The sequence below is a fragment of the Microbaculum marinisediminis genome (assembly GCF_025397915.1).
Taxonomy (GTDB): Bacteria; Pseudomonadota; Alphaproteobacteria; order Rhizobiales; family Tepidamorphaceae; genus Microbaculum; species Microbaculum marinisediminis.
Genome location: NZ_JALIDZ010000006.1, coordinates 156,145 through 178,262, shown reverse-complemented (window position 1 = coordinate 178,262; position 22,118 = coordinate 156,145). Strand labels below are relative to the sequence as shown.

Sequence of the window (22,118 nt, the reverse complement as noted above, 5' to 3'; positions counted from 1 at the left end):
GAATCAAAAGAATTGCTTGGGCCCGGTTGCTCATAGTCCGATTCACCCTCTATCGCGGGCTGGAACGGCAACGTCGCGCAGGTGCAGCTGCACCGTCTCACGCCCGCCCCAGCGGTCGATCCGCAGGGTGCCTGCGGCATGCAGCGTATCCTGCCGGCCGGACAGAAGCGCGTCGCCAAGCGGGCTGCCGACGGCCCGGAAGGCAATGGCTTTCAGCCGCCCGCCGTCCGGTGACGCGAAGGTACAGCGGACATGGCCCTGCTCTGTCGCGTCGGCGAAGGACAGGCGGTGGGCGGGGAAGACGAAGACCGGCTGCGGGTTGCCGGAGCCGTACGGACCGGCATCCTCCAGCGCCTTGAGGAGGTCGACCGTGGCCCCGCCGGCCGTCAGCAAAGCGTCGACTTCGAGTCGGCTGACGTCGGCTTCTCCGACGGATCGCGCCAGGTGCGAATCGAGAAAGGCCGTCAGCGCCTCGACGCGGTCGCGTTCGACGGTGAGGCCGGCCGCCATGGCGTGGCCGCCGCCTTTGATCGCCAGCCCCTCGTCCACCGCCGCGCGGACGGCGGCGCCGATATCGACGCCGGCGATCGACCGGGCCGACCCGGTGCCGGTGCCGTCCGGGCCGAAGGCGATCGCGATGGCGGGCCTGGAAAACCGCTCCTTCAGCCGCGCGGCGACGAGGCCGACGACGCCGGGGTGCCAGTCCTCGTGGGAATGCACCAGGATGAGCGCCTTCGCCTCGGCATCCGGGTCCGCCTCGACCATGGCCATGGCCTCGGCGACGATGGCCGCCTCGATCTCCTGGCGCTCGCGATTGAGCCGGTCGAGATTGGCGGCGATGGTGGCGGCCTCGTCGGGGTCCGTGGACAGCAGGAGGCGCACGCCGAGGGCGGCATCGCCGATGCGCCCGCCGGCATTGATGCGCGGCCCCAGGAGAAAGCCCAGATGGTAGGTATCGGGCGCCTCGCCCAGCCGCGCGGCGTCGGCGAGCGCGCTCAGACCGAGGCTCCGCCTGCTCCGCAGCGCGATCAGGCCCTTGCGAACGTAGGCGCGGTTGAGACCAACGAGCGGCACCACGTCGGCGACGGTGCCGAGCGCGACGAGATCGAGCCAGGCGAGCAGCTCCGGCTCGCGCCGGCGCGCGTACCAGCCGCGCTGCCGCAGGACGCGGTTCACCGCGACGAGCGTCAGGAACACGACACCGACGGCGGCGAGATGGCCCTGCCCGCTCAGATCGTCCTGGCGGTTCGGATTGACCACGGATACCGCCGGTGGCAGGTCGACGCCGATCTGATGGTGATCGATCACCACCGTGTCGAGGCCGATCGCGGCGGCGTGCGCCAGCGCCTCGTGACTGGTGGACCCGCAGTCGACGGTAACCAGCAGGGAGGCACCGGCATCCTTCAAGGCGGTGATCGCCGGCGCGTTCGGGCCGTAGCCTTCGGTGATCCGGTCGGGAATGTGGATCGACGGCTCGATGCCGTTTTCCCGCAGGAAACGGGCCAGCAGCGCCGCCGATGTGGCCCCGTCGACGTCATAGTCTCCGAAGATCGCGACCTTCTCGCCGGCCTGTATGGCATCGGCCAACCGTTCGGCGGCCGCATCCATTCCGGCCAGGCCGGACGGGTCCGGCAGAAGATCGCGCAGGCTCGGATCGAGATAGGAATGGAGGTCGTCGGGTCCGACGCCGCGCCCGGCGACCACGCGAGCGACGATCTCCGGAATGTCATGCTGCTGGGCGATCGCCAATGCGGTCTGATGGGCGGCCCGGCCGAGACGGTCGACCCAGCGCCGCGACGTGGCAGACTTCGCGACGCCGAGAACCGTGCGAGGGGCGTCCGCCTCGCCCCCTAACGCGTTGTCTGTCGAAATCGCCGCCACAGCGCCGGCCAAATCCGCCTCCAGGGAAACCGTCGAATCGGACTGAGCCTAGTCCGACCGGCGGGGGCCGTCACCTTTCGGCGTCCCCCGCCTCCGCTCGGTCCCGCAAAAGCGGGGACCGCTTTTCGTTTTCCGAGACGCACCGCGATTCCGGCGTTCGCGGGAATGTGCGGCTCACCGAACGGGACTTACCCGAACTTCGACAGCGTGCGATGCTCGGCCTTGATCCAGCGCACGGTCTGCGTGGACGACCGCATCACCACGGTTTCAGTCGTGATCGATTTCTTGCCGAACCGCACGCCCGAAAGAAGATTGCCGTCTGTGACGCCGGTGGCGGCAAACAGGACGTCGCCGCGCGCCATCTCTTCCATCTGGTAGACCCGATCGGGCTTGTCGATGCCCATCTTGCGGGCGCGGGCCCGCTTCTCCTCGGTGTCGAGGATCAGCCGGCCTTCCATCTGGCCGCCGATGCAGCGCAGCGCAGCGGCCGCCAGCACGCCTTCCGGCGCGCCACCGATACCCATGTAGATATCGATTCCGGTTTCGTCGGGGTTGGTCGTGTGGATGACGCCGGCGATGTCGCCGTCGCCGATCAGCCGGATGCCGGCACCGACCGCGCGAACGTCCTCGATGATCGCGGCATGGCGCGGACGGTCGAGGACGCAGGCGGTGATCTCGCCGATGGGAACGCCCTTGGCCTTGGCCAGGGCCGCGATGTTCTCGGCGGGCGAGGCGTCGAGGGAGACGACGCCGGCCGGATAGCCCGGTCCGACGGCGATCTTGTCCATGTAGACGTCGGGCGCGTTGAGCAGGCTGCCGCCCTCGGCGAACGCCACGACGGCGAGCGAATTCGGCAGGTCCTTGGCGCAGATCGTCGTGCCCTCGAGCGGATCGAGCGCGATGTCGACGACCGGTCCGGCCTTCGTGCCCACCTCTTCGCCGATATAGAGCATCGGCGCCTCGTCGCGCTCGCCTTCGCCGATCACGACGGTGCCCTGGATCGGCAGGCGGTTCAGCTCACGGCGCATGGCGTCGACGGCGGCCTGATCCGCGGCCTTCTCGTCGCCACGCCCGCGCATCCGTGCGGCGGCCACAGCGGCGCGCTCGGTGACGCGAACAATTTCCAGCGTCAGAATGCGGTCGAGCGCACCGCCCGGCTCGCCGGCCTTCTTCCCGGTGGCCTTCGGCTTGGCGGCCGTCGATGCGGCGGCCTTCGGTTTCGCGGTCTTCGTGGAGGTCTTTGCCATTTCGTCCTTGCCTGCCTAGCGCCCTCGAACGTCAGGGCATCTCGATACGGATCATCTGCGGCTGATCTTCGATCTGCCCGTCGTCGATAATCGCTTCGAGTGCCTTCCTGACCTGTATTTCCGTCGTTTCGTGCGTGATCAACACGGCGCGCCGAGCCTTGGTGTCCTGCGCGTCGCGTTTCTCCTTCTGCATGATGCTTTCCAGCGAGATCGACTGCTCGGCCATCCGCTTGGCAATCGCCGCGAAGGCCCCCGGCCTGTCGTAGACGGCAAGCCGGATATAGTAGCCGCCCTCGTGGGCCCGCATCCGGGCCGGCTTATAGTCAATCAGCTCGGTCGCCGGAATACCGAAAACGGACGAGTGCATACCGCCACGGGCGATATCCACGATGTCCCCGGCAACCGCGGAGGCCGTGGCCGTGCTGCCGGCCCCGGGACCGACCAGCATGATCTCGCCGACTTCGTCGCCATCGACCGCCACGGCGTTGAGAACACCGTGGATTCCCGCCATGGCCGAGGATTTCGGCACCATGGTGGGCGTCACGCGCTGCTCGATTCCGGTATCTGTGCGGCGGGCAACCCCAAGCAGCTTGACGCGGAAGCCCAGCTCTTCTGCCGCTTCCAGGTCTTCCAGGGTGATCGAGGAGATCCCCTCGAGATGGATCGAGTCCGTATCGATCTTCGTGCCGAAGGCGAGCGCCGACAGGATCGCGAGCTTGTGCGCCGAATCGTGGCCCTCGACATCGAAGGTCGGATCGGCCTCGGCATAGCCGAGCCGCTGGGCTTCAGCGAGGCAGTCGGCAAAGGACAGGCCCTCGTCCTCCATCCGCGTCAGGATGTAGTTGCACGTGCCGTTGAGAATGCCGTAGACGCGCGAAACCTTATTGCCGGCAACGGCTTCGCGCAGGGTCTTGATAATCGGAATCCCGCCCGCGACGGCCGCTTCATAGCCGATCGTGGTGCCGTTCGCCTCGGCAAGCTGGGCAAGATCGACACCGTGGGCGGCGAGAAGCGCCTTGTTGGCGGTCACGACCGGCTTGCCTGCGGTCAGCGCCGCGCGCACGGCCGCATGGGCCGGGTCGCCGTCGCCACCCATCAGCTCGACGAAACAGTCGACATCCTCGGCTGCCGCCAGCGCGGCCGGGTCGTCATACCAGGCGACGCCGGACAGATCGATACCGCGATCGCGGCCGCGATCGCGGGCGCAGACGCCGACGACCTGCACCGGCCTGCCGGCTCGAACGGCAACATGCTCGGCTTTCTGTGAAAGCAGCCGGAAGACCGCCGCGCCGACGGTTCCCAGGCCGGCGAGCCCGATACGCAACGCCTGGCTCATATCCCCTCGTCTTGAAGTCCGGTTGGCTGAAATCCGGAAGGACGCGGCCGCACGTCAGCCGCGCTGCCCCCCGAGCGCGACGACGTTGTGCATGGTTTCGTCCGCCGTGGCAAGAAAGCGGCGGATATTGCGGGCGGCCTGGCGTATACGTTGCTCGTTTTCGACCAGCGCGATGCGCACGAAGCCCTCTCCGTCCTCGCCGAAGCCGATGCCGGGCGATACCGCCACTTCGGCCTTCTCCACCAGCAATTTGGCGAATTCGAGCGAGCCGGCGTCACGGAACTTCTCGGGGATCGGCGCCCAGGCGAACATCGTGGCCTCGGGGACCGGAACCGGCCAGCCGGCGCGGCCGAAGGCCTCGACCATGACGTCGCGTCGATGCCTGTAGACGGCGCGAATCTCCTCGATCACGGAATCCGGACCGTTGAGCGCCGCCGTGGCAGCGACCTGAACCGGGGTGAAGGCGCCATAGTCGAGATAGGATTTGACCCGGGCCAGCGCGGACAGGAGCCGCTCGTTGCCGACCGCGAAGCCGACCCGCCAGCCCGGCATCGAATAGGTCTTCGACAGCGAGGTGAATTCGACCGTCAGGTCGATCGCGCCGGGAACCTCCAGTACCGACGGCGGCGGCGTGTCGCCGAAATAGATCTCGGCATAGGCGATGTCGGAGAGGATGAACAGCTCATGCTTGCGCGCGAAATCGACGACTTCCTTGTAGAAGTCGAGATCGGCGCAATACCCGGTCGGATTGGCGGGATAGTTCAGCACCACGGCGAGCGGCTTCGGCACCGAATGGGCGACGGCGCGATCCATGGCGCGCAGGAAATCCTCGTCGGGCTTCGCCGGGAGCTGGCGGATGACGCCGCCGGAAATGATGAAACCGAACTGGTGGATCGGATAGGTCGGGTTGGGGACCAGAACGACGTCGCCCGGCGCGGTGATCGCCTGGGCGATGTTGGCGAAGCCCTCCTTGGAGCCGATCGTGGCGACGATCTGGGTGTCGGGGTCGAGCTTCACGCCGAAGCGGCGTTCGTAATAGCCGGCCTGCGCGCGACGAAGACCGGGTATCCCCTTCGATGTGGAATAGCCGTGCGTATCGGGCCGCGTCACGGTCTCGACCAGCTTGTCGACGATATGTTTGGGCGTCGGCAGATCGGGGTTGCCCATGCCGAGGTCGATGATATCGGCGCCGGCGGCGCGGGCGGTCGCTTTCAGGCGGTTGACCTGTTCGAAGACATAGGGCGGCAGTCGCTTCGTCTTGTGAAATTCGCTCATGATGGATCATCCGCGGGCGGTGTCAGCGAAAGCGGTTTGCCGCCAGAACCGGCATCCGACGTGTCGCCAGACTTGCCGGGGGACTTGCCGGCGGCGGGCTTCTTGTCGGCCTTCTTGCCCTCGTCGGCCTTGTCCTCACTGTCCTGCTCCGGCGGCGCGCCGGTGATCTTGCTGACGGCTTCTTTAACATGCGCGCTGCCGTCGGCTTCAAGAGACTTTTCGATCTCCTTCAACTCCGACTCGGAATGCACCACCGAAGGGCGGTCCGGCGCATTGTTGATGTTGGGGAACTGGCCGTTCTTCGATTCCGGATGCCTGCTCTCCGGCACTTCCGCAGTCAGCTTCGGCATCGTCGGCGCCAGCCGGTCCAGGTCCGGTCCGTTCTCGCAGCCGGCCAGGGCCAGCACCGCGATGCCGGCAAGCAGCAGAGGGCCGGCACGCAGCAGGCGCCCCGCCCGGCCCGCACCCGCCAGGCCCGCAAAAGCTGTGGTTTTCATGACCCGCGTGTCCAAACATCCCGGCCCGAGGCACCCTCGCCGCCTGGTTCGCTGGCAAACTGACGAGGGATGGTAAATCATGGCTTAACTGATGTGCCCGGGCTGTGGCAATTCGCGGTACAAATCCAATATGTCAAAACGGCGACGCAACGCCTCGTCATGTTAGGATGAATCGCGAACCCCCGGTTCGGAAACAGAGGCCGCGCTACTCATGGACGATACGACGAGAAACCCGGACCAGAGCTTCACGATCCGCGACCCGGAAGCGTTCGCGCAGAACATGGCCCAGCTCACCGAGGAAGGCGGCAAGGCGTTTGCCGCCATGTTCGAGGGCAGCGAGAAGGGCGAGGCCAAGCTCATCTTCGCCGAGGAGATGAACCACGCCGCCAAGACGCTGTCGCAGATCGCGGAGAAATGGCTCTCCGATCCGCGCAAGGCGATGGAGGCGCAGAACCGGCTGTGGTCGGGATACCTGACCCTGTGGACGCAGGCGCTGCGGCGCATGGCCGGCGAGGATGCCGAGCCGGTGGCGGAGCCGGACCGCGGCGACAAGCGGTTCGCCGCGCCCGAGTGGCACCGGCACCCGATGTTCGACTTCCTCAAGCAGGCCTATCTGCTGACGGCGCGCTGGGCGGAAACGCTCGTGGAGGAGACTCAGGACATCGACGAGCACACGCGCCACAAGGCGCGGTTCTACGTGCGCCAGATCGCCAACGCGATCTCGCCGTCCAACTTCGTGCTGACCAATCCGGAGCTGCTGCAGGAAACGCTCGAGTCCAACGGCGACAACCTGGTGCGCGGCATGAAGATGCTCGCCGAGGACATCAAGCTGGGCAAGGGCGAGCTGAAGATCCGCCAGTCGGACCCGGCCGGTTTCGAGGTCGGCAAGAACCTGGCGCTCTCGCCGGGAAAGGTGGTGTTCGAGAACGAGCTGATGCAGCTCATCCAGTACGCGCCGGCGACCAAGACGGTCTACAAGCGGCCGTTCCTGATGGTGCCGCCGTGGATCAACAAGTTCTACATCCTCGATTTGAGACCGGAGAAATCGCTGTTCCACTGGCTCGTCGAACAGGGCCACACGGTCTTCTGCATCTCCTGGGTCAATCCCGACGGGCGGCTCGCGCGCAAGTCCTTCGAGGAATACATGAAGGAGGGCATCCTCACCGCGCTCGACGTGGTCTGCGACATCACCGGGGAGGACAAGGTCAATGTCGGCGGCTATTGCGTCGGCGGGACGCTGCTGGCGGCGACCCTCGCCTACCTGGCCGAGACCGGCGACACCCGCTTCGCCAGCGCCACCTTCCTGACCACCCAGGTCGACTTCACCCATGCCGGCGACCTGAAGGTGTTCGTCGACGAGGCCCAGGTCCGCGCGGTCGAGGAGGACATGGCCGATCGCGGCTATCTGGAGGGCCGGCGCATGGCGACCGCCTTCAACCTGCTCAGATCCAACGACCTGATCTGGCCCTATGTGGTCAACAACTACCTGCGCGGGCGCGCGCCCTTCCCCTTCGACCTGCTCTACTGGAACTCCGATTCCACCCACCTGCCGGCGGCGAACCACAGCTTCTACCTGCGCAACTGCTACCTGGAGAACCGGCTGTCGCGCGGCGAGATGGAAATCGCCGGGGTGAGGCTCGACCTGAAGAAGGTGAAGATCCCAGTCTACAACCTGGCGACAAAGGAAGACCATATCGCGCCGGCGAAATCGGTGTTTCTGGGCTCGCGCTGCTTCGGCGGACCGGTGCGCTTCGTTCTGGCCGGATCGGGTCACATCGCCGGCGTGGTCAACCCGCCGGACAAGAGGAAGTATCAGTACTGGACCGGCACGAAGCCGGCCGGCGAAATCGATGCGTGGCTGGCGAAGGCGAAGGAGCACCCCGGATCGTGGTGGCCGGACTGGCAGGCGTGGGTCTCCAGGCTAAGCAAGGAACAAGTCAAGGCGCGCGCGCCGGGCAACCGGAAATACAAACCGATCGAGGACGCCCCCGGCCGCTACGTCAAGGTGAAGAGCTGAACGCAGGCCTCCCCTGCGCGCAAGACATTTGTGACAGTTTGATGACGACGGTATAGGTTAGCGCGACCTCGTCTTTCGCGCTCGTGCCGTGTCCCTCTCCGTCGCCCTCCTCGTCCTGCTGTCCGCCGTGCTGCACGCAAGCTGGAACGCGATCGTCCGTATCAAGGGCGACCGGCTGGCGGTGGTGACGCTGCTGGCCACCTTCGGCGCGCTGATCGCCCTGCCCGGCGTCGTGCTCCTGCCGTTTCCCCCCGCCGACGCATGGCCGTGGCTGATGGCGTCGATGCTCCTGCATATCGGCTACAACGCCTTCCTCGCCAACGCCTACCAGCATGGCGAGCTCGGCAAGGTCTATCCGCTGGCGCGTGGCACCGCGCCGCTGATCACGCTGGTTGCGAGCCTGTTCATCGTCGGCGAGGCGCTGGGGCCGCTGAAAGTGCTCGGCGTCATCGTGCTGGGCGTCGGCATCATCGCCCTCACCTTCGACCGCGGTCTCAGGGTGCTGATGGAGGCGCCCAAGGGCGCCGTCTACGCGCTGACGACCTCGCTGTTCATCGGCGGATACACGATTTCGGACGGCCTCGGCGCGCGGACGGCCGGCGACGCGCTCGCCTATACCGCCTGGCTGTTCGTGCTCGACGGCTTTCCGCTGCTGTTCTACGCGGTGCTTGTGCGCGGGCGCGGCGTCGGCGCGATGTTCGCGGAGAACTGGAAGGCCGGGCTCCTCGCCGGCGCCCTGTCGATCGTCGCCTACGCGATCGTCATCTGGGCGATGACGGTGGCCCCGATCGCGCTGGTCGCCGCCCTGCGCGAGACCAGCGTCGTCATGGCGGTTGTGATCGGGGTCGTTTTCCTGGGCGAGAAGCTGACCACGGCGCGGATGCTGTCCGTCGCCGTGGTGCTTGCCGGTCTGGTCCTGCTCAGGCTTTGAGACGGCGCATCCGCCGTCTCACGGGCACCGCCATATCACGGAAACAGGGGAACCTGCTCCAAGCCGGTCGTCTCCGGCAGTCCCAACATCAGGTTCATGTTCTGGATCGCCTGGCCGCTGGCGCCCTTCACCAGGTTGTCGAGCACCGAGATGACGATGGTGCGGCCCGGCTGACGGTCGGCGACGACGCCGATCAGGCAGTGGTTGGAGCCGCGCACATGCCGCGTCGCCGGCACCTTGCCGTAGGGCAGCACGTGGACGAAAGGCTCGTCGGCAAACCGTTCCGCCAGATGGGCATGGATCGTGTCCGCCTCACCCTTCAGATAGGTCGTTGCCAGAATGCCCCTGTTCTGCGGCAGAAGATGCGGTGTGAAGCTCGCCACCACCGGCCGGCCGGCGGCCTTCGACAGCTCCTGATCGATCTCGCCCATGTGACGATGCCCGGCGACCGAATAGGCGTGGAAGCCTTCCGACACCTCGGTGAAGAGATTGGCTTCCTTTGCCGCCCTGCCAGCCCCGGAGGCACCCGACTTCGCGTCGATGACGATCCAGTCCGGATCGGCGAGCCCCGCCTTCAGGATCGGGATCAGCGGGATCAGCGCGGTGGCGACGTAGCAGCCGGTGTTGGCGACGATCCGCGCGCCCTTGATGCTGTCGCGATAGAACTCGGGCAGACCGTAGACGACCTGCTTCTGCAGCGCCGTCTCGGCGTGCTCGTGGCCGTACCAAGTCTTGTATGCCTCCGGATCCTCGAGCCGGAAATCGGCCGACAGGTCGACGACCTTGAGCCGCTCCGGCAGGCCGGCGATGACCTTCTGGGTGGTCGCGTGCGGCAGCGCGCAGAACACCGCGTCGACGCCCGACCAGTCGACCTCGTCGATGGTGGTCAACGGCGGCAGGTCGAGGATCGCAAGATGCGGGAAGACGTCCGCCATCGCCTGGCCGGCCTTTCGGTCGGCGGTCAAGGCGGCGATCTGCAGGGACGGGTGGCGCGCGATCAGGCGGACGAGCTCCGCTCCGGTGTAACCGCTGGCGCCGAGGATCGCGACCTTCGTCATGGTCATGTCTGTCTCCGTTTCCTGCATCGCATTCCAGGCCCACGCTCCGGTCTTGCGGGCCATGAAGCCAAGGACGATGGATTTTTCTGCCGTAAAACAAGAAGGGCGCCCCGAGGGCGCCCTTCCGATAGCCTTGCGCTGCCTGCCCCGCGGGTCAGCGCTTCGAGAACTGGAAGCTACGGCGGGCCTTGGCCTTACCGTACTTCTTACGCTCGACGACGCGCGAGTCGCGGGTCAGGAAGCCGCCCTTCTTCAGGACGGACCGCAGTTCGGGCTCGAAGTGGGTCAGCGCCTTGGAAACGCCGTGCCGCACCGCGCCGGCCTGGCCCGACAGGCCACCGCCCGTCACCGTGCAGACGACGTCGTACTGGTTCTGCCGGTTGGCCGCGACCAGCGGCTGCTGCAGCACCATGCGCAGCACCGGGCGCGCGAAGTACTTCTCGAAATCGCGGCCGTTGACCGTGATCACGCCGGAGCCCGGCTTGATCCAGACACGGGCGATCGCGTTCTTCCGCTTGCCGGTGGCATAGGCGCGGCCCTGCGCATCGAGCTTCTGCTCGTAAACCGGGGCCTCGTTCGCCTCGCCCTGTCCAAGGGCGCCGCCGAGCTCCTCGAGCGACTGGAGTTCCTGCTCGCTCATGGTCACTGGCTCCTGACGTTCTTCGAATTGAGGGAGGCCACGTCGAGGGCGACGGGCTGCTGCGCCTCGTGGGGATGGTTCGGGCCGGCATAGACCCGGAGGTTCTTCATCTGCTGACGGCCGAGCGGTCCGCGCGGCAGCATGCGCTCAACGGCCTTCTCGACCACCCGCTCGGGGTGCTTGCCGTCGAGGATCTTGGCCGCGGTGCGCTCCTTGATGCCGCCGGGATAGCCGGTGTGCCAGTAGTAGGTCTTGTTGTCGCGCTTGCGGCCGGTGAGCACCACCTTGTCCGCGTTGACGACCACGACATTGTCGCCGCAATCGACATGCGGGGTAAACGTCGCCTTGTGCTTGCCGCGAAGCCGGGTGGCGATCAGCGCGGCGAGACGGCCGACGACGAGACCGTCGGCGTCGATCACGACCCACTGCTTTTCCACCTCGGCCGGTTTCGCCGAATAGGTCTTCATGAATTCACCTGTCGGATGAAGCGTCCACCGGACCAAGGCCGAGGAGCGCATGCAAAACGACGCCTGTCCAAGGCGCCTCTATCGGGAAGGGTATGTATCTTTCGGACGGATCGCGGTCAAGTTCTTATTGCCCGGATGTCGTGAAAATTCACCAACAAACACAACGCCTTAGAAATACGGTAACATATTACCGCATTATTCGCTGGGGATCGAATAGGTCAGCACCGCATGCGACACCATCTCGTCGGAGCCTTCGGAGAAAAGCGCCACCTCGCCGACGGCGAGCCGCTTGCCGAGCTTGATGATCGTGCAGTCGGCCAGCATGTCGACAGGGGCGGGCTTTCTCAGGAAATTGATCGACAGGTTGGTGGTCACCGCCAGCGCGACCGGGCCGATATTGGCGAGAAGCGCCACATACATCGCATAGTCGGCGAGCCCCATCATCGCGGGGCCGGAAATGGTTCCGCCGGGGCGAACATGCTTGTCGTGAAAGTCCATCCGCACCACGGCGCCGAGCGGGCGCACGGATTCGATCCCGTAGGATTTTCCACCGTGCTGCATCTGCGGAAATTCACTGTCCAGAAAGGCTTCGACGTCTCGCGCCGTCATTCGCAGTGGCGTTTCGCCGACGTCCGCCATAGGATTGCCCCGCTTTGCTGTCGAAGTCGTCCGGCCCCTGCTTTGCCATGCCGGTCGGCACCGCGGCAAGGGCCGGCGGCGCCCGCGCCGTTCAAAACGATCGGATTTGAACCAGAAGAACCGGCACAGTCCAGGATCCCTATAAAATGATCGTCCTGCTCCGCAGACTCACCTTCGCGCTTGCTACGGTTACCGCCAGTTTCGGACTGCTTTCGCTTGCCGCGCCCCAGCCCGCCAGCGCGCAGACCCAGCAGCTTCCGGCACAGGTCCAGCTCACGCCGGAGCTCGTGGAGGGCTTCATCGGCAGCTATCCCGAACTGGATGCGCTCGGCCAGCAGCTCGAGGCGAAATACGGCCAGGCGGACGTCGACCCGGAGGATCCGTCGAGCGTGGTCGCCGGATACGCGCAATACGCCGATGCCCGCGCGCAGATGGAAGGCATCATCCAGAACCACGGCATCGCGTCGATCCAGGATTGGGTTCAGGTCGCCTATTCGGTGATGCTCGCCTATTCGTTCGCCGAGCGCGGCGAAGGCGGCGGCAGCGTCGACAGCGAGATGGCCGAGGCGATCGACCAGATCAAGAACGACAAGTCGATCCCCAAGGAGCAGAAAGACCAGCTCATCGGCATGCTCGAACAGCAGATGGCGCAGATCAGCCAGCTGCGCCCGCCGGCGGGCAATATCGAGGTCGTCGCGCAATACGCCGACCAGATCAAGCAGATCGCCGACTCCGAGTAGCGCGGGTCATGTCGACAGCCGAAACGATCGACAAGGCTACCGACGGATCCTCGGACGCGCCGCTGCTTATCCGCCGCGAGGATGCCGTCACCGTCCTCACCCTCAACCGGCCGGCCGCGCGCAACGCCCTGGCCGAATGCCTGCTCGACGCGCTGGCGGCCGCCTTCGCCGACCTGCACGACGACGCGGAGACGAAGACGGTCGTGCTGACCGGCGCGCCGCCGGCCTTCTGCGCGGGCCACGACCTGCGCGAGATGACCGAGGCGCGGGCGCAGGCCGACCGCGGGCGGGCCTATTTCGCGACCATCTTCGCCAAGTGCAGCGCCGTCATGCAGGCGATTGTCGCCTGCCCCAAGCCGGTCATCGCCGCGGTCGACGGCATCGCCACGGCGGCGGGCTGCCAGCTCGTTGCGACCTGCGACCTCGCGGTCGCCGGCGCCGGCGCCCGGTTCGCCACGCCCGGCGTCAATATCGGTCTGTTCTGCTCCACGCCGATGGTGGCGCTGACCCGCAACGTGTCGCCGAAGCACGCCATGGAAATGCTGCTGACCGGCGAGATGGCGGACGCGGGCCGCGCCGAGGCGATCGGTCTCGTCAACCGGGTGGTGCCCGAAGGCCAGGCCCTCGAGGCGGCGATGGCGCTGGCGCGCCTGATCGCCGACAAGTCGCCGCTGACGGTGAAGACCGGCAAGGAAGCCTTCTATCGCCAGCGCGAGATGCCGCTGGCGGACGCCTACGCGTACACCGCCCGGGTCATGACCGAGAACATGCTGGCGCGGGACGCGGAGGAAGGCATCGGCGCCTTCCTCGAAAAACGCAAACCCGTCTGGACCGGGTCGTAGTCCTCCCCCCCCTCCCATGACCTCCGCAGTGGCCATGAATCACGATCGCTATTCCGACGACTACATCCGCGGCATCCTCGACGAGTGCAAGGTCATCGCCATGGTCGGGGCCAGCGCCAATTCCATCCGGCCCAGCTACTTCGCGATGAAGTACCTCCTGGAAAAGGGCTACCGCGTCATCCCCATCAATCCCGGCCAGGCCGGCAAGGAAATCCTGGGACAGACGGTCCATGCCAGCCTCGCCGACGTTCCCGAGGCGATCGACATGGTCGATATCTTCCGCGCCTCGGAGGCGGCCGCCGCCGTCGTCGACGAGGCGCTGGCGCTCAGCCCGCTCCCGAAGGTCATCTGGATGCAACTTGGCGTACGCAACGACGCGGCCGCGGCGAAGGCGGAGGCCGCCGGACTGAAGGTCGTCATGAACCGGTGCCCGAAGATCGAGTACGGCAGACTGTCCGGAGAGATCGCCTGGGCCGGCGTCAACCGGGGTACGGTCTCCAGCAAGCGTCCCACTTTGTCCGTGGGAGGAATTCAACGTATGGCCTTGAAAAAAGATGGGAATCTTTCCTAGCAGGAATGAATTGACGCCCCTGCGGCAACTGTCCAGTATTCATATCAGTATCTGCCCGGCCCGATGTTTGCCGGCGCGGAAAAATCACCATGAGGGAAGACGATGAGCGAAGAACACGTGCCGGGCTTCAACACCCTTTCAATCCATGCGGGCGCCCAGCCCGATCCGACGACCGGTTCGCGCGCGACGCCAATCTACCAGACGACCTCCTTCGTGTTCGAGGACGTCGACCATGCCGCGTCGCTGTTCGGTCTGCAGGCCTTCGGTAACATCTACAGCCGCATCGGCAATCCGACCTGCGCCGTGCTGGAAGAACGCATTGCCGCGCTCGAAGGCGGCACCGCCGCGCTCGGGGTGGCTTCTGGCCATGCCGCCCAGGTGCTGGTGATGCACACGCTGCTGCAGCCGGGGGACGAGTTCATCGCCGGGGGCCAGCTCTACGGGGGGTCGATCAACCAGTTCAACCATTCGTTCAAGAAGTTCGACTGGCACGTGGTCTGGGCCGACTCCACCGACCCGGCCAGCTTCGAGAAGGCGGTGACGCCGAAGACCAAGGCGATCTTCATAGAGTCGGTCGCCAACCCGGGCGGCGTCGTGGTCGACATCGAGGCGATCGCCCAGGTGGCGCGTCGCGCCGGTGTGCCGCTCATCGTCGACAATACGCTGGCGACGCCGTATCTGTGCCGGCCGTTCGAGCACGGCGCCGATATCGTCGTGCACTCGGCGACGAAGTTCCTCGGCGGTCACGGCAACTCGATCGGCGGCCTGATCGTCGACGGCGGCTCCTTCAACTGGATGCGTGAAGGCCGCTATCCCACGCTTTCGGAGCCCTGCGAGTCCTATCAGGGCATGATCCTCGGCGAGACCTTCGGCAACTTCGCCTTCGCCATCGCCTGCCGCGTGCTCGGCCTGCGCGACCTCGGCCCGGCCCTGTCGCCGTTCAACGCGTTCATGATCCTGACCGGCATCGAGACGCTGTCGCTGCGCATGCAGCGCCATTGCGACAATGCCCAGGCGGTGGCCGAATACCTGTCGAGCCATCCGAAGGTGGCGTGGGTGTCCTATGCCGGCCTTGCGGGCGACCGCTATCACGCGCTTCAGCAGAAGTACTGCCCGAAGGGCGGCGGCGCGGTGTTCACCTTCGGCGTGAAGGGCGGATACGACGCCGGCGTTAAGGTGGTGTCGAGCACCAAGCTGTTCTCGCACCTGGCCAATATCGGCGACACCCGCAGCCTGATCATCCATCCGGCCTCGACCACGCACCGCCAGCTCTCCGACCAGCAGAAGACGTCGGCGGGCGCCGGTCCGGACGTGATCCGGCTCTCGGTCGGCATCGAGGACAAGGAAGACATCATCGCCGATCTCGACCAGGCCCTCGCCTCGGCCTGATCGAGCCCCTCCACACCGGCGAATTGCCTAGCCCCTCTGGATCTCCTCCAGAGGGGTTTCCTTTGCGCTGGCACCGGGCATCGGCTGTGGCGCGCCCACCGGGTGGCGCAGGCCGTAGTAATGCACGGTGGCCATGGCCAGCACGATCAGGGCACCGGCCTGGTGGGCGAGCGCGATCAAGATGGGCACGCCCATCAATAGCGTCGCGATGCCCAGACCGGCCTGCCCGAAGGTGAACCCCGCCAGATAGACCGCGCGCGCCGGCGCCGGCCCCTCGCCCGCCGATCCGAACGTGTCGATGGCGTGGAGGAAGGTCACCAGCATCAGCAGATACGCCAGCATCCGGTGGTCGAACTGCACGGTGGTAATGTTCTCAAAGACGTTCAGCCAGGCCGGCGCCTGCATCCAAAGGCCGTCGGGGATGAACCGGCCGTCCATCAGCGGCCAGGTCTGATAGGTCAGCCCCGCGTCGAGGCCGGCGACGAGGCCACCGAGCACGATCTGCAGCAGCACGAGGACGACGATCAATCCCGCGGTCGTTCGCAGGCGGCGCGGACTTATCGCCTCCGCCGGACGCTCGCGCAGGCTTTCGGCAACCCAGATCAGATAGGCGAAAATCGCCGAGGCAAGGACCAGATGGGACGCCAGCCGGTACTGGCTGACCGAGACGCGCTCGACGAGACCGCTCGTCACCATGTACCAGCCGAGCGCGCCCTGCAGGCCGCCGAGCACGAAGGCGCCGACGAGCCAGGGCACCAGCCGCCGTTCCACCCGTCGCGTCGCCAGCAACCAGACGAACGGCACGAAGAAGGCGACGCCGATCAGACGGCCGAACTGACGATGCGCCCACTCCCACCAGTAGATGGTCTTGAACTCGTCGAGGCTCATCCCCTTGTTGACTTTTTCGTATTGCGGGATCTGCCGGTACTTCTCGAAGGCGTCGATCCAGTCGGACTGGCTCATCGGCGGCAGCGCGCCGGTGACGGGCTTCCACTCGGTGATGGACAGGCCGGACTCGGTGAGCCGCGTAGCGCCGCCGACGATCACCATGGCGAGGACGAGAAACGCCATGAACCACAGCCAGTAGCGGATGAAGGGACGCGCCGCGCGCTGCCGGGGGGTAGCGGTCTCGGCCGCCGCGATGTCGGAATTCGCCATGGTTCAAATCACCGGTTGGTTCTCTTCGCCGTTGGGCCTAGTTAGACCGTGATCGACAAAGCGGCAACCGGCCGAAGCGGTGGCGTGATCTCACCTCGCCATTCGGGCCGAAAGCGAAGGAAGACGATGGGCTACCGGACAAGACGCTGGATCGGCGTGGCAGTGCTGGCGATATTCGTGCCGGTCTACGTGCTGATCGCGATGGAGGTCGGCGCGCGCTATATCGATTCCCTGAGCGGCGTGATCCAGTTCGTCTACTACCTCGTCGCCGGCTTCGCCTGGACGCTTCCCGCGATGATGCTGATCAAATGGATGCGCAAGGTGCCGCGGCCGCAGAATCGCGTCCGCGAGGATTTCAGGCTCTGAGGCCTTAACGCACCGACGACGCGCGTACGGTTACGTAGCCACTGCCCCAACTACATCACCGGCCGGCGGCCCTGTTCCTGCCCCGCCCCCAATTATCTCGACAAACCACGGTCAGGTCTGGTTGCGATGCGCCGCCAGTCCTTCAACTTTGCGAGCATGTCTTCGATTCCGGGAGCCTGCTTGTACAGGGTCCTGGAGTCATTGCTTGTCCTGGAGTCATCGCTTGGCGCGTTTCGGCCTGACCGCCGCGGGATGCAGGCTTGATGCGCGCAAGCCGGGCCTCAGTGAGCCAGAAACAATCAGACATGAACGATTCCTCCTACCTACTGGAATCGCGGGGTTCGCAGGAGGGGAATCCCAACAGCCAGTCCGTTGCAGTGCTGAAGTCGATGACAGCCATCGGATGGCCTCCTCAACCGAATCGGGAAGTCATTTCAGACTGCCAAGCCGCGTCGACCCGAGGCATCGCCCACCGCACAACACCGCCGACCCAGACGAAACCGATGAGACCGCCGAGATAGACATTCATCGTCCCGCCCGGCGCTATGAAGCCAGTCGATCCGAAGACGGTCACGGTCTCGATCGCCTGTTCAAGAAAGAATACTGAGCTGAGCCACAACAGCCATCGCGGAATGATCGGCCGGGAACCGAGCCCTAGAGCGGCGATCGCCGCGGCCATTGCCGTCGTCGATCCATTGATCAAGGGTCCCCAATAGGCGGTTATGCCGAAGATGGACCGGGCGGCAGCCGGGTCGAGGTTCTGCGGGTGAAATGCCAGTCCGGCCCAGAACCAGCCCTGAACCTGGGCTGTCAGCGCGTATCCGAGAACACCGGCAAAGAAGATATATCCATTTGCACGCGGAAGCAGGGCTGCGACCTGGCCGGCAAAGATAGCAAGGCCAAGCGAGAAAAAAGCAGACGTCCAAGCATAGATACGCGCCCTGGTGCCATTCTCTGAAAACCATTGCACGATTTCCTGCCCGCTGGACTCAATCGTCGGAAATCCGCTGCCGAGCGCAACGAAGCCGGCGACGTAGAAGGCAGCGGTGAGCAGGATGTTTATCAGCAGAATTCGTGATTGTGTCATTGGGGCATTTCTCGATCTTTATCGTCGATCCCCGTTCGACCGGATCAGAACTAATGGGTCCCGAACCTAGCCCCACGAATGGCCCTGGCAATAAACAACGCAACAACACCAAAAACGGCCACTATAATCGGGAAACCAATCAAATCCATAAATAAACCCAAAAGGCTTATATTTCCACCAGAGAGCGCATTGCCTCCAGTATTTGCTGTTACCGCATATGCCACCACAACAGACGCTATAAATATCATTATCACTGATGTTTTTATTCTCTTACCAATGACCCCATAATAAATTCCGAGGATTACCGGGACCATCGATGCAATGATGGAAAGAATGTACATTCCGCCATCCCTAATTAAATAGACCCGTCTAATTCGCATTCATTCGCAATGCCACATTGCGGCAATTATGCTGAAAGTCCAACCATGGACTACGCCGCATCGACCTTGCGGAAGCGGTTGAACAGGGCGAACGGCGCGCCCGTCAGGAACAGATCGAGATAACGCAGCGACTGGTAGTCGCCGTTCAGCGAAACGCGCGGCAGCGCGGTCAGGTGGTGGCCGTGCTCGGGGTACAGGACGCCGGGACGCGTCGTCACCGCCGTGGCGAAGCCGAGGCGGTCGGCGAGCGCGAATTCCCGCGGGCCGGCCGAGCCGGCGTCGCCGTAGGGATAGGCGAAATGGCACGGGCGGACACCGGTGTGCTCGCCGATCAGGCGGCGGCTCTCGGCCATCTCGTACTCGACCTGGGCATCACTCAGCTTGGCCAGCGCGGAATGGGTGACCGTGTGCGCGCCGATGGTCACCAGCGGATCGCCGGCAAGCCAGGCGATCTCCTCCCAGGTCATCGATAGGTCGCGCACGGCCGCGGCCATGTCGATGCCGGCGCGCGCGGCGATATTGCGGACGGTCGCCCGCTTGCCCTCCTCGTCCATGGCGCGCAGGCGCCAGTAGACCGTCTCGTAGGTATCGTATTTTTGTTCCAGCGTTTCGCAGGAAAACGTCTCGCTGCCCTCGGCGGTGGGCACTTCGATGGACCCGGCTGCCGCGATGGCGAATTCGAGCGCCAGCCACCACATCTCGGCGGTGCCGTCCGGCATGCAGGTCGCCACATAGATCGCCATGGGCACGTCGTGGCGCTTGAGGACCGGGTAGGCATGCTCGAGATTGTCGCGATAGCCGTCATCGAAGGTCAGGCAGGCGAAACGGCGATCGCTCCCCTCCCCCTGAAGCCGGGCGTGCGCCTCGTCCAGGCTGACGAGATCGAGACCGGCGGCGCGGATGCGCACGACGACGGCCTTGAGGAATTCCGGCGTGATGGTGAGAATGCGGTTCGGGGCGAAGGCCGGCGGCGCGCCCGGAACAACGTTGTGCAACGTGAAGATGATCCCGGCGCCACAGGTGAGCGGCGCCAGCGCGCGATGCGCGCCGGTATAGTACAGCGTGTCGAGGCCGGCCTTGAAGATGGCCGTCTTGCGCCGGTTCATTCCTGGGGCTCTCTGCGAGGACTCGATCCCAACGCGCCCCAAAATGCCGCGCAATTGCTAAGCATTGCTTGATGCGGAAGGCTCAAGGGTGCTCGCAGTTCGGCAGCATGCGGCCGGGCCATGCCGCCCACGCCGCCCCCATAGCGATCACGGTCTAAGCCGCCGTGCGCTCCGGATCGTCGCCGTTCTCGGCGATGGTGATCACCTCGACGCCCTCCACGCCGGCGGCCTCGAGGCGATCGCGGGCGCGACGCGACGCGGTTTCGCCGACCGCCCCGTTCGACAACAGCAGGGCGAAGTCGGCACGGGCGGCCAGCAGCCGCGCCTCGCCATGGCGGATGACGGCCGGCGCCAGCACGAACACCACGTCATAGGTGAGCCGCAGCGCCTCCAAAACGGTCTCCATCCGGTCGGAGGCCAGCAGGATCAGCGGATCGGCGACGGTCGTGCCCGCCGCGATGGCGTGGACCCGGGAATATTCGTCGCGCCGGATCACCGTCTCGAAGGCGGCGTTGCCCATCAGCAGGTCGCCCAGGCCCAGCGTCCCGTCTTCGGGTTTTTCCTCGGCGCCGGCCTTGTCGTCGGCCCCCGCCTTGTCCTCGGAGAAGGCCGTATCGACCACGACGACACGCCGCCCCTGCCCGGCGACGTCACGGGCAAGCCGCATGGCGAACGCCTTGGTGTCGGGCAGGTCGCGGACCGCTGTAACAAGTACCGTGTGGGCGATGTCACCGGACGAGTTCAGCAGGATGCGGTCGCGAATACCGTCGAGGCCCGTCTTCCTCGCCCCGCCGACGAAACCCGTCAGCGCCGGTTCTTCGGCGACCGCGCGCGGCGCCTCCTTGTCCGATTCGCGGTCCTTCGTCCGGCGCTTGCCCGGACCGGGCCCCGGGCCTGTCCCCGGTCCGGTGCCGGACGGTCCGCCGACCGGAGATCCGGCGGGACCGCCCCTGACCGGCACAGGCAGGCTCGTCGCGCCGACCGGGTATTCTCCGACCGAACGGAACAGCTCGAGGGTGATGACGATGCCGCAGGTCAGCACGAGACTGCCCAGGAAGGCGGCGAGCAGGGTCGCCAGCGTCTTGGGGAAATACGGTTCGGACGCCGGCGCGGCCCGTGAAATGAGGCGGGCGTTAGCGGGCAACGACTCAAGATCCCCGCGCGCGGTAGCGTCGCGATAGCGCGCCAGCAGCGATTCAAGCAGATCGCGTTCCGACTTGGCGTCGCGCTCGAGCGCGCGCAGCGCGACCTCGTTCTCGTTCGACTGGGCAGCCTTCGCCTTCAGGGCCTCGAGATTGGCGAGAAGGTCCTGCTCGCGCTCGGCGGCGACGGCGGCGTCGTTCTCGGCAGCGCGGGCATATTTCATCGCTTCGTCGCGAATCTGCTTGCGCAGGTCGCCGAGCTGGGCGTTGAGCTGCAGCATGCGCGGATGGCGGGGGCCGAGCGTCGTCGACAATTCGGCGATCTGGGCGCGCAACTGCACCTGCTGCGACACCAGCCCCTGGATCAGCGGCGAGTTGAGGACCTCGCTCGACTCGATCGGACCGCCGGATTCGAGCATCTCGCGGATCAGCCGCGCCTTGGCCTGGGCCTCGGACTTCAGGGCCCGCGCGACCGCAAGCTGCGACGTCAGTTCGCTCAGCTGCTGCCCGCTCAGCGTCTGCGGCTGGGTGGCGCCACGCAGCGTGGAGAACAGGCCGTGCTCGGTGCGATAGTCCTCGACCTTGCGCTCGGCCTCGTCGACCTTGGTGCGCAAGGTATCGACCTGGCTCTTGAGCCAATCGCTGGCCTCGCGCGTCGCGTCGCGCTTGGCCGTCTTCTGCATGTCGATGTACCCGTCGGCGATCGCGTTGGCGATCCGCGCGGCAAGCTCCGGGTTCTCGGACGCGAATTCGACCGCGATGACCCGCGACTGCTCGACCTGGTAGACGGTCAGGCGCTCGTAATACTTGTCGAGGACCTTTTCGTCGTTGGTCATGCCGGCCGGATCGCGCGCGATTCCGAACAAAGACAGGATCCTCGAGAATACCGACGGCGCGCTGTCCGGATTGAATTCAGGCAGCGAGCCCAGATTCAGGTCGGTGATGATCTTGCGGCTCAGGTCGGCCGACAGGAGAAGCTGAACCTGGCTGCGGATCGATTCCTGGTCGAGCAGCGTGCGTTCTTCCACCGTCGCCGACGGCCGCGTGTAGGCGGTCTCCTGATTTTCGACGAGCACCTTGGCGGTGGAGCGGTAGAGCGGCGTCACGCCCGACAGCCAGAGAACCGCAAGCGCGGTGGCGACGATCACCGGCAGGACGATCCACAACCGGGCCCGCCACAGCGCGGAGACGAGCCCTCCGGCCGAGACGCCGGACGGCATACCGCCGGCCGAAACGGGCTGGCCGGCCATCGGCATGTCGGCAAAGCGGCTTTGCGCGGGCATTTTGGATCGAATCCCCAATCAATCGTGTCCGACCTTCGATCCCATAAGGTAACTATTGTGTTAATA

At 65.7% G+C, this 22,118-nt stretch carries 21 protein-coding genes; 7 read left to right on the top strand and 14 right to left on the bottom strand.

What is annotated here, in order from left to right; genetic code table 11:
• Nucleotides 1–42 precede the first annotated feature (42 nt).
• The 5 genes from recJ to MUB46_RS14520 form a co-directional block, all read right to left on the bottom strand.
• Nucleotides 43–1,893: a single-stranded-DNA-specific exonuclease RecJ gene (gene recJ / locus MUB46_RS14540; protein WP_261616660.1), complete on the bottom strand. Its 1,851-nt coding sequence runs from the start codon at nt 1,891–1,893 to the stop codon at nt 43–45.
• Nucleotides 1,894–2,069: 176 nt separating this feature from the next.
• Nucleotides 2,070–3,128: a class II fructose-bisphosphatase gene (gene glpX, locus MUB46_RS14535; RefSeq protein ID WP_261616659.1), complete on the bottom strand. Its 1,059-nt coding sequence runs from the start codon at nt 3,126–3,128 to the stop codon at nt 2,070–2,072.
• Nucleotides 3,129–3,159: 31 nt separating this feature from the next.
• On the bottom strand, nt 3,160–4,464 hold the full coding sequence (locus MUB46_RS14530) for a homoserine dehydrogenase (RefSeq protein ID WP_261616658.1): 1,305 nt from the start codon (nt 4,462–4,464) through the stop codon (nt 3,160–3,162).
• Between the two features lie 54 nt (nt 4,465–4,518).
• A complete protein-coding gene (locus MUB46_RS14525) occupies nt 4,519–5,739 on the bottom strand; it encodes an LL-diaminopimelate aminotransferase (RefSeq protein ID WP_261616657.1) in 1,221 nt (406 codons plus the stop codon).
• The gene (locus tag MUB46_RS14520; protein WP_261616656.1) at nt 5,736–6,251 is read right to left on the bottom strand and encodes a hypothetical protein; all 516 of its coding nucleotides are present in this window, start codon (nt 6,249–6,251) and stop codon (nt 5,736–5,738) included. Before MUB46_RS14520 ends, MUB46_RS14525 begins: the two co-directional genes overlap by 4 nt.
• Nucleotides 6,252–6,447: 196 nt before the next feature.
• Between MUB46_RS14520 and phaC the strand changes: the two genes are divergently transcribed.
• Together phaC and MUB46_RS14510 are read left to right on the top strand one after the other, a co-directional pair.
• The gene (gene phaC / locus MUB46_RS14515; RefSeq protein ID WP_261616655.1) at nt 6,448–8,253 is read left to right on the top strand and encodes a class I poly(R)-hydroxyalkanoic acid synthase; all 1,806 of its coding nucleotides are present in this window, start codon (nt 6,448–6,450) and stop codon (nt 8,251–8,253) included.
• Nucleotides 8,254–8,341: 88 nt separating this feature from the next.
• Nucleotides 8,342–9,184, top strand: a complete 843-nt coding sequence (locus MUB46_RS14510; protein WP_261616654.1) for a DMT family transporter — start codon at nt 8,342–8,344, stop codon at nt 9,182–9,184.
• A gap of 35 nt (nt 9,185–9,219) precedes the next feature.
• On the opposite strand, the gene argC is transcribed toward MUB46_RS14510, so the two are convergent.
• The 4 genes from argC to MUB46_RS14490 all read right to left on the bottom strand — a co-directional run bounded on the left by argC (nt 9,220) and on the right by MUB46_RS14490 (nt 11,958).
• Entirely contained in the window at nt 9,220–10,248 is a 1,029-nt protein-coding gene (gene argC / locus MUB46_RS14505) for an N-acetyl-gamma-glutamyl-phosphate reductase (RefSeq protein ID WP_261616653.1), read from the bottom strand.
• A 148-nt stretch (nt 10,249–10,396) separates the two neighbouring features.
• Nucleotides 10,397–10,882, bottom strand: a complete 486-nt coding sequence (gene rpsI / locus MUB46_RS14500) for a 30S ribosomal protein S9 (RefSeq protein ID WP_261616652.1) — start codon at nt 10,880–10,882, stop codon at nt 10,397–10,399.
• Nucleotides 10,883–10,884: 2 nt separating this feature from the next.
• Nucleotides 10,885–11,349, bottom strand: a complete 465-nt coding sequence (gene rplM / locus MUB46_RS14495; RefSeq protein ID WP_261616651.1) for a 50S ribosomal protein L13 — start codon at nt 11,347–11,349, stop codon at nt 10,885–10,887.
• Between the two features lie 195 nt (nt 11,350–11,544).
• The gene (locus tag MUB46_RS14490) at nt 11,545–11,958 is read right to left on the bottom strand and encodes a PaaI family thioesterase (protein ID WP_261616650.1); all 414 of its coding nucleotides are present in this window, start codon (nt 11,956–11,958) and stop codon (nt 11,545–11,547) included.
• Between the two features lie 176 nt (nt 11,959–12,134).
• On the opposite strand from MUB46_RS14490, the gene MUB46_RS14485 reads away from it, so the two are divergent.
• The 4 genes from MUB46_RS14485 to MUB46_RS14470 all read left to right on the top strand — a co-directional run bounded on the left by MUB46_RS14485 (nt 12,135) and on the right by MUB46_RS14470 (nt 15,530).
• Nucleotides 12,135–12,728, top strand: coding sequence for a hypothetical protein (locus MUB46_RS14485; protein ID WP_261616649.1), 594 nt, complete (start codon nt 12,135–12,137; stop codon nt 12,726–12,728).
• An 8-nt stretch (nt 12,729–12,736) separates the two neighbouring features.
• Nucleotides 12,737–13,570: an enoyl-CoA hydratase gene (locus MUB46_RS14480; protein WP_261616648.1), complete on the top strand. Its 834-nt coding sequence runs from the start codon at nt 12,737–12,739 to the stop codon at nt 13,568–13,570.
• Between the two features lie 34 nt (nt 13,571–13,604).
• Nucleotides 13,605–14,141, top strand: coding sequence for a CoA-binding protein (locus MUB46_RS14475; protein WP_261616647.1), 537 nt, complete (start codon nt 13,605–13,607; stop codon nt 14,139–14,141).
• A gap of 102 nt (nt 14,142–14,243) precedes the next feature.
• Nucleotides 14,244–15,530, top strand: a complete 1,287-nt coding sequence (locus MUB46_RS14470) for an O-acetylhomoserine aminocarboxypropyltransferase (protein ID WP_261616646.1) — start codon at nt 14,244–14,246, stop codon at nt 15,528–15,530.
• A 27-nt stretch (nt 15,531–15,557) separates the two neighbouring features.
• On the opposite strand, the gene MUB46_RS14465 is transcribed toward MUB46_RS14470, so the two are convergent.
• Nucleotides 15,558–16,688 (bottom strand): COX15/CtaA family protein, encoded by a 1,131-nt coding sequence (locus MUB46_RS14465; RefSeq protein WP_261616645.1) that lies wholly within the window; start codon nt 16,686–16,688, stop codon nt 15,558–15,560.
• A gap of 126 nt (nt 16,689–16,814) precedes the next feature.
• Here MUB46_RS14465 and MUB46_RS14460 point away from each other — a divergent pair, with 126 nt between their 5' ends.
• The gene (locus MUB46_RS14460; protein ID WP_261616644.1) at nt 16,815–17,054 is read left to right on the top strand and encodes a DUF2842 domain-containing protein; all 240 of its coding nucleotides are present in this window, start codon (nt 16,815–16,817) and stop codon (nt 17,052–17,054) included.
• Between the two features lie 412 nt (nt 17,055–17,466).
• Here MUB46_RS14460 and MUB46_RS14455 read toward each other — a convergent pair whose 3' ends face one another.
• From MUB46_RS14455 to MUB46_RS14440, 4 genes are all read right to left on the bottom strand, one after another.
• Entirely contained in the window at nt 17,467–18,141 is a 675-nt protein-coding gene (locus MUB46_RS14455) for a hypothetical protein (RefSeq protein ID WP_261616643.1), read from the bottom strand.
• Between the two features lie 50 nt (nt 18,142–18,191).
• Nucleotides 18,192–18,482: a hypothetical protein gene (locus MUB46_RS14450; protein ID WP_261616642.1), complete on the bottom strand. Its 291-nt coding sequence runs from the start codon at nt 18,480–18,482 to the stop codon at nt 18,192–18,194.
• 89 nt (nt 18,483–18,571) lie between these two features.
• Nucleotides 18,572–19,627, bottom strand: coding sequence for a polysaccharide deacetylase family protein (locus tag MUB46_RS14445; RefSeq protein WP_261616641.1), 1,056 nt, complete (start codon nt 19,625–19,627; stop codon nt 18,572–18,574).
• 154 nt (nt 19,628–19,781) lie between these two features.
• Complete coding sequence (locus MUB46_RS14440; RefSeq protein WP_261616640.1) at nt 19,782–22,052, bottom strand: GumC family protein; 2,271 nt, start codon at nt 22,050–22,052, stop codon at nt 19,782–19,784.
• Nucleotides 22,053–22,118: the final 66 nt, after the last annotated feature.

Bases quoted from the DNA above. Each gene is read 5' to 3' on its own strand.
- MUB46_RS14440 (WP_261616640.1), bottom strand. From the start codon at position 22,052: ATGCCCGCGCAAAGCCGCTTTGCCGACATGCCGATGGCCGGCCAGCCC.
- rplM (WP_261616651.1), bottom strand. From the start codon at position 11,349: ATGAAGACCTATTCGGCGAAACCGGCCGAGGTGGAAAAGCAGTGGGTC.
- MUB46_RS14490 (WP_261616650.1), bottom strand. From the start codon at position 11,958: ATGACGGCGCGAGACGTCGAAGCCTTTCTGGACAGTGAATTTCCGCAG.
- MUB46_RS14460 (WP_261616644.1), top strand. From the start codon at position 16,815: ATGGGCTACCGGACAAGACGCTGGATCGGCGTGGCAGTGCTGGCGATA.
- MUB46_RS14445 (WP_261616641.1), bottom strand. From the start codon at position 19,627: ATGAACCGGCGCAAGACGGCCATCTTCAAGGCCGGCCTCGACACGCTG.
- MUB46_RS14450 (WP_261616642.1), bottom strand. From the start codon at position 18,482: ATGTACATTCTTTCCATCATTGCATCGATGGTCCCGGTAATCCTCGGA.
- MUB46_RS14465 (WP_261616645.1), bottom strand. From the start codon at position 16,688: ATGGCGAATTCCGACATCGCGGCGGCCGAGACCGCTACCCCCCGGCAG.
- MUB46_RS14530 (WP_261616658.1), bottom strand. From the start codon at position 4,464: ATGAGCCAGGCGTTGCGTATCGGGCTCGCCGGCCTGGGAACCGTCGGC.
- MUB46_RS14475 (WP_261616647.1), top strand. From the start codon at position 13,605: ATGAATCACGATCGCTATTCCGACGACTACATCCGCGGCATCCTCGAC.
- argC (WP_261616653.1), bottom strand. From the start codon at position 10,248: ATGACCATGACGAAGGTCGCGATCCTCGGCGCCAGCGGTTACACCGGA.
- MUB46_RS14455 (WP_261616643.1), bottom strand. From the start codon at position 18,141: ATGACACAATCACGAATTCTGCTGATAAACATCCTGCTCACCGCTGCC.
- glpX (WP_261616659.1), bottom strand. From the start codon at position 3,128: ATGGCAAAGACCTCCACGAAGACCGCGAAACCGAAGGCCGCCGCATCG.
- phaC (WP_261616655.1), top strand. From the start codon at position 6,448: ATGGACGATACGACGAGAAACCCGGACCAGAGCTTCACGATCCGCGAC.
- MUB46_RS14525 (WP_261616657.1), bottom strand. From the start codon at position 5,739: ATGAGCGAATTTCACAAGACGAAGCGACTGCCGCCCTATGTCTTCGAA.
- MUB46_RS14480 (WP_261616648.1), top strand. From the start codon at position 12,737: ATGTCGACAGCCGAAACGATCGACAAGGCTACCGACGGATCCTCGGAC.
- MUB46_RS14485 (WP_261616649.1), top strand. From the start codon at position 12,135: ATGATCGTCCTGCTCCGCAGACTCACCTTCGCGCTTGCTACGGTTACC.
- rpsI (WP_261616652.1), bottom strand. From the start codon at position 10,882: ATGAGCGAGCAGGAACTCCAGTCGCTCGAGGAGCTCGGCGGCGCCCTT.
- MUB46_RS14470 (WP_261616646.1), top strand. From the start codon at position 14,244: ATGAGCGAAGAACACGTGCCGGGCTTCAACACCCTTTCAATCCATGCG.